This window comes from Sphingomonas sp. 28-62-20 (assembly GCF_002281505.1).
This window is the reverse complement of the sequence record NZ_NCGH01000001.1, coordinates 212,749-225,202: the sequence shown is the minus strand read 5'-3', so window position 1 is coordinate 225,202 and position 12,454 is coordinate 212,749. Positions and strand designations below refer to the sequence as shown.

Annotated in this window: 12 protein-coding genes; 7 read left to right on the top strand and 5 right to left on the bottom strand. The window is 65.6% G+C overall.

The features are described 5' to 3' along the window. Positions 1–127: 127 nt before the first annotated feature. The 3 genes from dnaN to B7Y43_RS01070 all read left to right on the top strand — a co-directional run bounded on the left by dnaN (position 128) and on the right by B7Y43_RS01070 (position 3,203). Positions 128–1,240, top strand: a complete 1,113-nt coding sequence (gene dnaN, locus B7Y43_RS01080) for a DNA polymerase III subunit beta (RefSeq protein ID WP_374129757.1) — start codon at positions 128–130, stop codon at positions 1,238–1,240. Positions 1,241–1,317: 77 nt separating this feature from the next. After that, positions 1,318–2,346 carry a hypothetical protein gene (locus B7Y43_RS01075; protein ID WP_374129756.1) on the top strand — a complete coding sequence of 343 codons (1,029 nt, stop codon included), beginning with the start codon at positions 1,318–1,320 and terminating at the stop codon, positions 2,344–2,346. Between the two features lie 80 nt (positions 2,347–2,426). Next, the gene (locus B7Y43_RS01070; RefSeq protein ID WP_374129755.1) at positions 2,427–3,203 is read left to right on the top strand and encodes a Coq4 family protein; all 777 of its coding nucleotides are present in this window, start codon (positions 2,427–2,429) and stop codon (positions 3,201–3,203) included. Between the two features lies 1 nt (position 3,204). On the opposite strand, the gene B7Y43_RS01065 is transcribed toward B7Y43_RS01070, so the two are convergent. After that, positions 3,205–3,771: a carboxymuconolactone decarboxylase family protein gene (locus B7Y43_RS01065; protein WP_374129754.1), complete on the bottom strand. Its 567-nt coding sequence runs from the start codon at positions 3,769–3,771 to the stop codon at positions 3,205–3,207. Between the two features lie 112 nt (positions 3,772–3,883). Here B7Y43_RS01065 and recF point away from each other — a divergent pair, with 112 nt between their 5' ends. Next, entirely contained in the window at positions 3,884–4,954 is a 1,071-nt protein-coding gene (recF, locus tag B7Y43_RS01060) for a DNA replication/repair protein RecF (RefSeq protein ID WP_374129753.1), read from the top strand. On the opposite strand, the gene B7Y43_RS01055 is transcribed toward recF, so the two are convergent. After that, entirely contained in the window at positions 4,883–5,386 is a 504-nt protein-coding gene (locus B7Y43_RS01055; RefSeq protein ID WP_374129752.1) for a MarR family winged helix-turn-helix transcriptional regulator, read from the bottom strand. The two genes, recF and B7Y43_RS01055, sit on opposite strands and share 72 nt — an antisense overlap. Further along, positions 5,383–6,516, bottom strand: a complete 1,134-nt coding sequence (locus B7Y43_RS01050; RefSeq protein ID WP_374129751.1) for a hypothetical protein — start codon at positions 6,514–6,516, stop codon at positions 5,383–5,385. The genes B7Y43_RS01055 and B7Y43_RS01050 overlap by 4 nt, the downstream gene beginning before the upstream one ends. A gap of 122 nt (positions 6,517–6,638) precedes the next feature. Between B7Y43_RS01050 and gyrB the strand changes: the two genes are divergently transcribed. Further along, on the top strand, positions 6,639–9,131 hold the full coding sequence (gene gyrB / locus B7Y43_RS01045) for a DNA gyrase subunit B (protein ID WP_374129750.1): 2,493 nt from the start codon (positions 6,639–6,641) through the stop codon (positions 9,129–9,131). A gap of 16 nt (positions 9,132–9,147) precedes the next feature. Beyond that, entirely contained in the window at positions 9,148–9,906 is a 759-nt protein-coding gene (locus B7Y43_RS01040; RefSeq protein WP_374129749.1) for a class I SAM-dependent methyltransferase, read from the top strand. A gap of 51 nt (positions 9,907–9,957) precedes the next feature. Here the strand turns inward: B7Y43_RS01040 and B7Y43_RS01035 are convergent, their stop codons facing one another. Further along, positions 9,958–10,713 (bottom strand): exonuclease domain-containing protein, encoded by a 756-nt coding sequence (locus B7Y43_RS01035; protein ID WP_374129748.1) that lies wholly within the window; start codon positions 10,711–10,713, stop codon positions 9,958–9,960. A 137-nt stretch (positions 10,714–10,850) separates the two neighbouring features. Here B7Y43_RS01035 and B7Y43_RS01030 point away from each other — a divergent pair, with 137 nt between their 5' ends. Continuing rightward, positions 10,851–11,024: a hypothetical protein gene (locus B7Y43_RS01030; protein ID WP_374129747.1), complete on the top strand. Its 174-nt coding sequence runs from the start codon at positions 10,851–10,853 to the stop codon at positions 11,022–11,024. A 32-nt stretch (positions 11,025–11,056) separates the two neighbouring features. On the opposite strand, the gene pgmG is transcribed toward B7Y43_RS01030, so the two are convergent. Next, positions 11,057–12,439: a phosphomannomutase/phosphoglucomutase gene (gene pgmG, locus B7Y43_RS01025; protein WP_374129746.1), complete on the bottom strand. Its 1,383-nt coding sequence runs from the start codon at positions 12,437–12,439 to the stop codon at positions 11,057–11,059. Positions 12,440–12,454: the final 15 nt, after the last annotated feature.

Genomic DNA, 12,454 nt, shown 5'->3' with positions numbered 1-12,454 from the left:
CCCGGCCCCTTTTATGTTTAAGGAAAGGGACACGGCGAATTGCCCCCGGCACGGATTTCTTGCCGGGGCAGTCACCCCGGGATTATTGCCCGGGCGAACATCAAGGGCGGCCGCCCGGGGGAGACCAATGAAGGCCACGATCGAACGCGCAACCTTGCTTAAGGGCTTGAGCCACGTCCAGTCTGTGGTCGAGCGGCGCAACACCATTCCGATCCTCTCCAACGTCCTGATCGAGGCGACCGCTGACGGCACGATCAAGCTGATGGCGACCGATCTCGATCTCCAAATCAATGAACATATCGCCGCCAATGTCGAAACGCCGGGCGCGACGACGGTTTCGGCGCACACGCTGTTCGACATCGCGCGCAAATTGCCCGAGGGCAGCCAGGTCAGCCTGAGCGCGGCCGAGGGCCGGATGACGATCATGGCGGGCCGTGCCAAGTTCCAGCTCGCGACGCTCCCACGCGACGATTTCCCGGTGATCGCCGAGGGCGAACTGCCGACCAGCTTCGAACTCCCCGCCGAGACGCTGAAACAGATCATCGACAAGACGCGCTTTGCGATCTCGACCGAGGAAACGCGCTATTATCTGAACGGCATCTTCCTTCACGTATCGGACGATCCGAGCCCGGTGCTCAAGGCCGCCGCCACCGACGGCCACCGGCTCGCGCGCGTGACGGTCGCCCGGCCGGATGGCGCCGAGGGAATGCCCGACGTGATCGTGCCGCGCAAATGCGTCGCCGAGCTGCGCAAATTGCTCGACGAAATCGACGGTTCGGTCGGCGTTTCGCTTTCGCCGACCAAGATCCGGTTCGATCTCGGCCAGGCGCTGCTGACCTCGAAGCTGATCGACGGCACTTTCCCCGATTACAGCCGTGTGATCCCGACCGGCAACGACAAGATTCTCAAGATCGATCCGCGCGCGTTCGAAGAAGGCGTGGATCGCGTCTCGACGATCGCGACCGAAAAGACGCGCGCCGTGAAGATGGCGCTCGACCGCGACAAGATCACGCTGTCGGTCACCAGTCCCGAAAACGGCACAGCGGCCGAAGAAGTCTCGGGTGATTATGCAGCCGCGCCGTTCGAGATTGGCTTCAACAGCCGCTATCTGCTCGACATTCTGGGCCAGGTGCATGGCGATACCGTCGAGGTCCACCTCGCCGACGCCGCGGCGCCGACGCTGATCCGCGAGAACGACAAGGCGCCGGCGCTCTACGTGATCATGCCGATGCGGGTGTAACGGACCGGGGTGAGTCGGCACAGGGGACTGCCGATCGATCGCGGGATGCCAAATTGGGGACCTGAACGGGGGGAAGTATGCGTTTATTCGTGGCGTTGGTTGCTTGCCTCGCGATGTACGGGATTTCCTCAGCCCCAGCCCGAGCCCAGGATCTTCAGGAGGCCGAGCGGCAGCTCGATCAGATGCGCCAGGCCGTGCGCGACATGGATTCGACCGGCATGCCGGAGAATATCAAGCAGGGCTGGCGCGACCTGCTCCGCGATGCCGAGGCCGATGTCGCACGGTTGCGCGCTGAGGAGGCGCAGGCTGCGGCGCAACCAGCGGCGGCACCCGAGCCGCCCGCTCCGGCGTCCAGTGACTCGCTTCCCGCAGAACTTGGCGCCCCGCTTCCTGTGTTGGTGACGGTCCCGCTGACGCCGTCGTCCGGTGAGTCGGCGTTCGTCCAGGTCAACACACGCATATTCCTCTGCGGCGGGGCGATCATGCTGTCCTATTCGCTCCATCCGGTGCCCGAGCGCCGCATCGAGGCGATCCGTTTTTCAGGCCAAGTGTCGGGGCCCGACGGCGCGCTTTACCCGTTCGAGGCGCCCGGCGCACGTGCCGAGCCTGGCGACGCGCTGGGATGCGATCACCAGACCGTGGCCATCACCTCGCTCGATCGCCATGAGAAGGACCTGATCCAACATACCTACACGAACGGCCAGGACGTTTGGCGCCGCAGGGACATGGTCGAGCATCTGCTCGGCCGGTTCCATATCCAGGCGTTTCCGGCACCCTGGCCCGCCGGTTCAAGCCTGACGTCGAACGCCGAGCAAGCCAGGGCCAAGGCCGAAGCCGACGCGGCCGATCGTCAGAAGACGCAGAAGATTTACGACGAAGCCAAGCAGCGCAGCGAAGCCGTCGCCGCCGAAGCGGCGCGAAAGCAGCAGGCCTATGAAGCCGAGCAGGCCAAATTCCGGAACGCCCAGGCCCAATATCTCGCCGACAAGGCAGCGAACGACGCTGCCGTCGCCAAAGCCAAGGCGGCCCGCGAGGATTACGAAAGACGGCTTGCCGAGTATGAAGCCTCGATCGGCAAAGCGCGGGTGAAGCTTCCCGATCGGTGAATGGATCGGCGCCCGCCGCGCATCATTGACGGCAATGACCGGATAATTTATTAACATCGATGTCAGTAAGGATCGACTCGATGGCGAAGCTTCCTCCCTTTCCCGGCACCACCGGTCGGCGCGACTGGAAGACGGCGTTTGCCGCCGTCCGCAAGCTAATGAACAATGGCGACGACACGACGCAGGTCTTCCTGATCATGCGCGCGCTCAACGTCGGCAACGCGCCCAAGAACTATGCGCGCTTCATCGCGACCGCCGAGGGCGGAAGGATGGCTTATCAACGCGTCGAACTCGCGCGCAAACTCGCCGATCCCGCCTATGTCGCGCAATTCGCGCCCGGCACGGTCGGTGCAGCTTATCGCGATTTTCTGGCGACGACCGGCTATTCGGCCGACGGGCTGGCCGAAGTCAGCAAGGTGATCAGCGAAGACGAGATGATGCACCCCTATGCCTGGTTCGGGCGCCGGGTGCGCGACACGCATGATCTCTGGCATGTGCTCAACGGCTACAAGGCCGACGAGTCGCTCGGCGAAGGCGCCCTGGTCGCCTTCAGCTATGCTCAGGTCGGCGGGCTCGGCTGGGCGTTCATCGCCGCGGCCGCCGCGCTCAAGAGTATCGGCGTGACCGGCAACCTGCTGTTCGCCAAGGCGGTGTGGGAAGGCTATGCTCGGGGTCGCAGGGCGAAATGGCTGATCGCCGAGGATTATGAGCACTTGCTCCACGAGCCGATCGACTCAGCTCGTGCGCGGCTGGGGCTGACGACGCCGGTCGCCTATCTGAAGGCGCAGCGCGAGCTAGGTGCGCTCGCCTCCTATCTCAGCCAGCCGAAGCCCGTCGCCGCCCCGGCCACCACCTGAGCTAGTCGCGCTCGGGCACCGGCACGTTGAAGCCGTTGAGCGTCATCGACACCAGTGCGTAAAGCCCGACGAGATAGATGAGCTCGTTCGCGCCGCGCTGGCCGAACGTCTCTACGGCGAGCCGGTAGCAGGGTTCGGGCAGCACCCCGCCATTCACCAGCGCGAAGGCGACGTCATAGGCGACGCCCTGTTCGTGGGGGAGATCATGGGGCTTCACATTGGCGCAGAGTTCGGAGAGGCGCTGCGCCGGCATTCCCTCGCGCTCGGCGACGGCGATATGCGCGTAAAGTTCATAGGCCGCATCGAAATGCGCCCCCGTGACCAGAATCGCGATCTGGCGCGCCGGATCGGGCAGACTCGCCTGCGCGGTCATCGCCTTGGTCAGGTCCCACACCGCCTTACCGATGGCGGGCTCGTGCAGCCAAGGGTTCCAAGGGCCCATTAGCGCACCATCCTCCCGGACCGTCTTGAAATCGCTAAAGTTTCTCGAAATACCCGCCTTCATATCGGCGTAGAGCGCTTGCTGCTCGGGGGTGAGGTCGGCGGGGGGGATCAGGGGCAGGCGCATCGGCTATCTCCATCAGGGCATGCCCCAAGCGGCCGGGGCGAGCGATGGTTCCACCAAGCACGCGGGTGCGAAAGTTGCGCGACAGCGGCGGAGTTGCGCTAAGGCAGCAGCAATGCTTGGCCGCCTCGTCCTGACCGATTTCCGCAACCATGCCGATCTGACGATCCAGCCAGGCCCCGGCTTCGTCGTGCTGACCGGGGATAATGGCGCGGGCAAGACCAATATCCTCGAGGCGGTGTCGCTGCTCGCGCCCGGCCGGGGTCTGCGCCGCGCGGCGCTGGCGGCGATGGCGCGACATGGGGGGAGCGGCGGCTTCGGCGTGGCGGCGCGGCTCGCCGACGCGACCGACCTCGCGACCGGCACCCAGCCGAGCGCGCCCGAGCGCCGGATCGTCCGGGTCCAGGGCGCGCCGACCGCTGCGACCGCGCTGGCCGATTGGCTGACGGTCTTGTGGCTGACCCCCGCGATGGACCGGCTGTTCACCGAACCTGCCGGCGAGCGGCGGCGCTTCCTCGACAGGCTGACCTTGGCGCTCAGCCCCGGCCATGCCGTCCATGCCAATCGCTACGAAGCCGCGATGCGCGCGCGCAACCGCCTGCTCGGCGAAGAGGGGCCCACCGATGCCGACTGGCTGGGCGCGCTCGAAGCGCAAATGGCCGAGCATGGCGCGGCGATCGATGCCGCACGGGCAGCGACCGTCGGCGCGCTCGGCGCTTCGCTCGCCGACCATCCCCAAGGTGTTTTTGCGCGCGCGGGGCTGGTGCTCGAAGGCTGGACCGGGGCCGGCGACACGCTCGCTGCCGATCTCGCGAACGGGCGCCGTCGCGATGCCGCCGCCGGGCGGACGCTGGCTGGGCCGCACCGGACCGATCTGGGCGTCACCCATCTCGGCAAGCGCCAGCCCGCCGCGCTGTGCTCGACCGGCGAGCAAAAGGCGTTGTTGCTCGGGATCGTGCTCGCGCATGCCGATCTGGTCGCGGCCCGCCGGGGCACGGCGCCGGTGCTGCTGCTGGACGAGGTCGCCGCTCATCTCGATCCGATGCGGCGGGCGGCGCTGTTCGATCGGCTGGCGGGGATCGGCCAGGTATGGATGACGGGAACCGAGCCCGGGCTATTCGAGGGGATCGAGAGCGCTGCTTCCCGCTTCGAAGTCGCTTGCGGGCGGGTCACGCAGCGCGTCTAGCGCGATGCGCAAGCGGCGCAGCGTCGGCAGCACCGCCTCGATCTCGGCGTCGCTGAGGATAGCGCCGATGATCGGCATCAACGGCGCGACGGCGGCCATCGCGGCGTCGCGCGCGGCGCGCCCCCGATCGGTGAGCGATACCAGCTTGGCGCGGCCATCGGCGGGATCGTCGCGAATCGCGACGAGTCCTCCGCGCGCGAGCCGGCCGAGCGTGCTCGTCATCGTCGGGCGGGTGACCTGAAAGGCATTGGCGAGCTGCGCGGGCGAGCGTTCACGATGGCCGAGCCGGACGAAATGGTTGAGCACCGCGAACTGCGCACGAGTCATCCCCGGTGTCAGCGCGCGCGCCAGCAGGGTACCGCCGAGCTGGTCGATGATGCCGATCTCGTTGAACAATTCGAACCCGATCGGGTCCCGATACGGGGCGTTCATACGAGATGATGGTCCAGCGGCCAGCGCGGGGCGGGCAAGACCGGTGCGGCGGTACCGATCCGCGCGAGCATCTGCAACCGCTGCGCCCCGCTCAACCCGAATAGCGCATGGATGCGCGCGAAATCATCGGCCATCTCGGGATATTCCTGCAGCGCCTGACTCATCGGGCAGATCTCCAGCCCGAGCGCGGCCGCGCGCAGCGTCGCGCGGACATAGCGGCGCCCGACCTCGAGCTGCTCGGCGCGGCTGTTGCCCGGCGTCGCGATCCAGACGATCGCCGGCACCGAGCCGCACTGGTCCTGCACCATTTTGAGCCCCGCTTTGAAGCCCATCGACGATGGATCAGCCAAGCTCGCTTGGTCGAGCAGGCCGATCGCGTGCATCGCCTCGATCAGCGGCCCGCCGACGGGCAGCCCATCAGGCGTCGCGTCCATTTCGGCGGCGCCGATCCGCATGACGTCAACGCTTTCCATGAAGACGCGGTGGTTGAGCGTTTCGGTCGTCATCGCGCCAACGGTGAGGCGGCGTAGGCCGGCGAGGAAGTCGGGGTCCGCGCTGGTCTTCGCCTCATCCTGGCCGACAAGCGCCAGCTGCCTGGCCGTCGGCGGGGTCGGATCATAGATGTTGCGATTGGTGTGGCGCCGAACGATCGCCGCGAACAGCGGATCGCGGCGGACCGACGCGTCGCGGTGAAAGCGCAGCAGCGCGATCGGTCGCGCGTCGAGCCGGGGCTGAGGATCGCCCTCGGGGAAAGGCGTGACATCGAGCGCATAGCCACGCTCGGCCGCCGCGATCCGCGCCAGCTCCATAAAGGTGCCAAAGCCGATGGTGACCTGCCGGTCGAACGGATCGGTCTCGGGCAGACGCTTGGCGAGGTCGCAGGTCAGCGCGACGCGATCGCTGTCGATCAGATGGATCAGCCACGGCTGGCGATTATGGGGATTGGGGGCGAGGATCGCATAGCGCAAAGCGGCAAGGCGCGGGTCGGCGCCCGGACGCGGGTCGATCCGCCACGGCGCGATCGCCGTGGTTGGCGTGCGCATCACCCGCCATGCGGCTCCCGCCCCGACCAGAGCCAGGCCGATGCCGCCCCCAGCACCGAGGATGATCGACCGTCTCGAAAGCGGCATGGCGGACCTCAATTGATTAGATATCGCATCAGATACTTCGATATCTAATCATCTGCAACCGGGGTCGCGCGATCGATGCCATTTTGCTTCCGTTTCGCCGGCACCGACCCTATATGCTTGCCATGGCAGAAGACCCCAATACCAACGACTATGGCGCCGATTCGATCAAGGTGCTCAAGGGCCTCGATGCGGTCCGCAAACGACCCGGCATGTATATCGGCGATACCGATGATGGTTCCGGTCTACACCACATGGTGTTCGAGGTCAGCGACAACGCGATCGACGAGGCGCTTGCCGGGCATTGCGACCGGATCGACATCGTCCTCAACCCCGACGGATCGGTCTCGGTGACCGACAATGGCCGCGGGATTCCGACGGGTATCCACACCGAGGAAGGCGTGTCCGCCGCCGAGGTGATCATGACCCAGCTCCACGCGGGCGGGAAGTTCGAGAACACTTCGAACGACAATGCTTATAAGGTGTCGGGCGGATTGCACGGCGTCGGCGTGTCTGTGGTCAATGCGCTGAGCGAATGGCTCGACCTGACGATCTGGCGCGACGAGACCGAGCATTATATGCGCTTCGCGTTCGGCGACGCGGTCGCCCCGCTGAAGGTGGTTGGCCCCGCGCCCGGCAAGAAAGGCACCCGCGTCACCTTCTTCCCGAGCCCTGCCACCTTCAAGATCACCGAATTCGATTTCGACAAGCTCGAACATCGCTACCGCGAGCTCGCCTTCCTCAATTCGGGGGTGCGGCTGTTCCTGAGCGATGCGCGGCATGAGGACGTCAAGACCGTCGAGCTTTATTATGAGGGCGGGATCGCGGCGTTCGTAAAATATCTCGATCGCAACAAGGTGCCGCTGATGCCGGAGCCCGTCGCGATCAACGGCACCCGCGACGACGTCACGATCGACGTCGCGCTCGAATGGAACGATTCTTACTACGAGAACGTCCTCGCCTTCACCAACAACATTCCGCAGCGCGACGGCGGCACGCATCTCGCCGCGTTCCGCGCAGCGCTGACCCGCACGATCAACAATTACGCCGAGAAATCGGGGCTGCTGAAGAAGGAAAAGGTCACGCTGACCGGCGACGACATGCGCGAAGGATTGACCGCGATCGTCTCGGTGAAGCTGCCCGACCCGAAATTCTCCTCGCAGACCAAGGACAAGCTGGTCTCCTCCGAGGTGCGCCAGCCGCTCGAAAGCCTGATGGCCGACAAGCTGGCCGAGTGGCTCGAAGAGAATCCCGCGCATGGCCGGGCGATCGTCGGCAAGGTGATCGATGCCGCCGCCGCGCGCGAGGCCGCGAAGAAGGCGCGCGAGCTGACCCGACGCAAGGGCGTGATGGACATCGCCTCGCTGCCCGGCAAGCTCGCCGACTGCCAGGAGCGCGACCCCGCCAAGTCCGAACTCTTCCTGGTCGAGGGCGATTCGGCTGGCGGCTCGGCCAAGCAGGGCCGTGATCGCCATTTCCAGGCGATCCTCCCGTTGCGCGGCAAGATCCTCAACGTCGAACGCGCGCGGTTCGACAGGATGCTGTCGAGCCGCGAGATCGGCACGCTCATCCAGGCGATGGGCACCGGCATCGGCCGCGACGATTTCAACGTCGAAAAGCTGCGCTATCACAAGATCGTGATCATGACCGACGCGGATGTGGACGGCGCGCATATCCGCACGTTGCTGCTGACCTTCTTCTACCGGCAGATGCCCGAGATCATCACCCAGGGGCACCTCTTCATCGCCCAGCCACCGCTCTACAAGGCGACGCGCGGGCGATCCGAAGTCTATCTGAAGGACGACAACGCGCTCGACGAGTATCTCGTCGAGAACGGCGTCGCGCTGTCGGTGCTCGAAGGTGCGGGCGGCGCGCGGTCAGGCGCCGATCTGCGTAGTCTGGTCGATCACGCTCGGCGGATGCGGACGCTGATGCGTTATGTACCCCGCCGCTATGATCCGACGATCGTGGAGGCGCTGGCGATGGGCGGGGTGCTCGATCCGTCGCTCGGTACCGACGGTCGTGCGGCGTTGCTGGCGACCGCCGTCACCGGGCTCGACGCGGCCGATGCCGATGCGCGCTGGTCGGCCAGCCTGACCGAAGAGGGCAGCATTCATTTCAAGCGTGTCTGGCGCGGCGTGACCGATCACCACATCATCGAAGCCGCGTTCCTCGGTTCGGCCGAAGCACGCAAGCTGCATGCGCTCGCTGTCGAGCAGGGCGATGCATTCGCACAAACCGCCAAGCTGGTCTCGACCAAGGCGGCAGCGACCGCACAGGCTGAGGCCGACGCGGCAGCCGATGAGGATGATGACGCCCCCGTGACGATCGGCAAGGGCGAGACGATGGTCGCCCGCCCCAGCCAGTTGCTCGATGCGATCCTCGCGGCGGGTCGCAAGGGGCTCGCCATCCAGCGCTACAAGGGCCTGGGCGAGATGAACGCAGACCAGCTCTGGGAAACCACGCTCGATCCGCAGAACCGCTCGATGCTGCGCGTCGAAGTCGAACAGGCTGACGTTGCCGACGAGATCTTCACCCGGCTGATGGGCGACGTCGTCGAGCCACGCCGCGAATTCATTCAAGACAATGCGCTGAGCGTCGCCAATCTCGACGTCTGATCTTGGGAGAACGAAGATGAAGGCACTGAAAGCTATCGCGCCGATCGCGCTGGTCGCCCTGGCGACCGTGGCGATCGCCCATGACGGCAAGCATCCGGCGAGCCCGGCGCAAGTGGCTGCGGCACTCGCGGCACCCGGGCGCGCCGATCAGGCGGGAGACGATGCCCGCCGCCATGCCGCCGAGGTGATCGCCTTCACCGGCGCCGGCCCCGGCTCTACCGTAATCGATTTCCTGCCCGGCCAGGGCTATTGGACGCGGATCCTGTCGGGCGTCGTCGGGCCGACCGGCCATGTCTACGCGCTGTGGCCCGCCGGCGGCGCCAAATATGCCGAGAAGCCGTTGCCGGCGCTGCGGGCGCTTGGTCTCGCCAATATGACTGCCGAAGTGTTGCCGACCAACAGGGTCGCTGCGCCGACCCCGGTCGATATCGTGCTGACCGTGCAGAATTATCACGACATCCCCAACAAGGGCGTCGGCGAGGCCGGAATCGATTTGCTCAACAAGGGGGTTTTCGACGCGCTCAAGCCCGGCGGCACCTATGTCGTGATCGATCATGCCGATGCCCCGGAGACGGGCCTGTCGGGCACTGAGACCAAGCACCGGATCGATCCGGCCGCCGTCAAGGCTGAAGTGCTCAAGGCGGGATTCGTGCTGGCGGGCGAAAGCAACGCGCTCGCCAACTCGGAAGACGACCACAGTAAGAATGTGTTCGATCCGGCGGTGCGCGGCCACACCGATCAGTTCATGCTGAAGTTCCGCAAGCCGCTGCAGTAAGGCCTCGATCAGCGCGAGCAATTGCCGGGGCGGGCGGGGCCGGACCGCCGGCTACAGCAGCGCGCCTTGCAAACTCTGCCGTCCGATCTCGCCGCCGCCGCGTCGGCGCGCCTGTTCGCTCAGTGCGGTATAGCGCACGTCGGGGTCGCGATCGGCGGCGAACATGGCCAGCGTCTCCTCTTCGAGTTCCCGCCAGTCCTTGCCGCGATCAGGCCCGTTGCGGACGCGCGGCAACAGGCCCGGCAGTCTCGACCATTCGATCAGCTGGGCGACGCTTGCCTCGTTGAGCATGTCGCGCAAGTGGAACGCCGTCACATAGGCGTCGGGAAAGGCGCGGTGGGCGGGAAGCCCACGCTGGTGCTCGATGCCCTCCGGCCGTCGCCAATAACGCAGCACCTGGTTCGAAAAGCTCGGGCAATCGGGCCAGAGCCGCAAAGCGCACTTCCACGTGCAGATCCAGTCGGCGCCCCGCGTCATTGCGGGCGAGCAGAATTTCGCTTCGAAATCGGCGCGGTGTGCCGCGAGCGCGAGGCGCCGCGGATAGGGATCGAGGACGGGCCGGGCGCAATCCTGCCACATCGGTGCATCGGCCACCTCCTCGTCGAGGATATGGTGGATCGCCTGCGTGATCGGCGGGATCGGGCACCCGGGATTGACCAGAAAGCTGCCGCCCTCGCCCATCAATGCCCAGCGGCCATCATCGCCGAGCGCCACATCCTGCCAGCCCACTTCGCACACGCCGTGCGCCGGCGGCGACTGGCCCGTGGTTTCGAGATCGATCACGCGGATGATGCTTGGATTGGCCATGACCGCTAGGTGGCGCTTTAGCAGCTGGAATGCCAGCCACTTTCAATCCCTATCAAATAGTGGCTATAGGCCGCGTGCGGGAGATGAAGAGGCTGCGCGCAACGGCGTCGGCCCAGAATAGAATGGATTCAAAACGCGTGATAAAGTGGATCGCAGGGCGGCTGAACTGCCTGAGGGGCAAGCATGAACGTTCGAACAAGCGTGCGCGCAAGCCAGATGGCGCCGATCATTATGAAAGCGTCTGCAGCTATTGCGGCGTGCCGATGCAACGGCTCGGCAAGCGTAACTGGGTAGTCAAGCAGCGGCCCTGACACGCTTTTATCGAGGCGCGCCGCTTCACTATTCAATGACTGGCCTGGGCCCCGCGCTGCAGCCCGCTCGCCGCCAATTGCGCGTCGATCATCGCCATCAGCCGATCGAGCCCGGCCTGGTCGCGCGCTTCAGCCCGGGCGACCAGCACGTCTTGCGTATTTGAGGCGCGCAGCAGCCACCAGCCGTCAGGCGTGCTCACGCGCGCGCCATCGGTACGATTGACGTCGGCGCCTTCGGCCTCGAGCCGGTCGAGGACTTCATCGACCACCGCGAATTTGCGGCTCTCGTCGACCTGAAACCGCATTTCGGGCGTGTTGACGAAGTCGGGCATCGCGCCCCTGATCTCGGTCATCGTCTTGCCGATCATGTGGACCGCGCGAATCAATCGGACCGCAGCATATTGCGCGTCATCGAAGCCGTAGAAGTCATGTGCGAAGAAGATGTGCCCGCTCATCTCGCCGGCGAGCGGGGCATGGGTTTCTTTCATCTTGGTCTTGATCAGGCTGTGCCCGGTCTTCCACATCAGCGGGACACCGCCCAGCTCGGTGATTCGGTCGAACAGCATCTGCGAGGCCTTCACGTCGGCGATGATGGTGGCACCGGGCAGTTCGCGCAGCACGGGAACCGCCAGAATGGAGAGTATCTGATCGCCCCAGATCACCCGGCCCTCGCCGTCGATCGCGCCGATCCTGTCCCCGTCACCATCGAAAGCCAGTCCGAAATCGAGCTGCTTTTCGGCGACCAGCGCCTTCAGATCGGCGAGATTTTTTTCTTCGGTCGGGTCGGGATGATGGTTCGGAAAATCGCCGTCAACGTCGGTGAACAGCAGGTGATGCTCACCCGGCAGCAGCTTGGTGAGCTTCTCGATCACCGGGCCCGAGGCGCCATTGCCGGCGTCCCAACCGATCCGATAGGCGCCGCCGGCATAACCCGCGACGAGCCGGCCGACATAATTGTCGACGATATCGGCCTGGGTGACTTGCCCCTCGCCGGTTTCCCAATCGCCCTCGCTCGCCAGCTTCGCGAGATCCTGGATGTCCGCGCCATAGAAGGGCAGGTGCTGCAGCACCATCTTGAAGCCATTATATTCGGCGGGATTGTGGCTGCCGGTTATCTGGATGCCACCATCCACTTCGAGCGTCGCCTCGGCATAATAGAGCATCGGCGTCGGCCCCATCCCGATCCGCACGACATCGACGCCCGAGGCGGTCAACCCTTCGATCAATGCTGCCTCCAGCGCGGGCGAGCTGTGCCGCCCGTCGTAACCGACCGCGACGCGCGTACCACCCGCGCGCCTGATCCGCGTCGCGAAGCCGCGCCCGATCGCCACGGCATCGGCTGGGCCAAGCGTTTTGCCGACGATGCCGCGAATATCATATTCGCGAAGCGAGCTGCGATCGAACTGGTGCGACATGGGTATCTAGCTCCT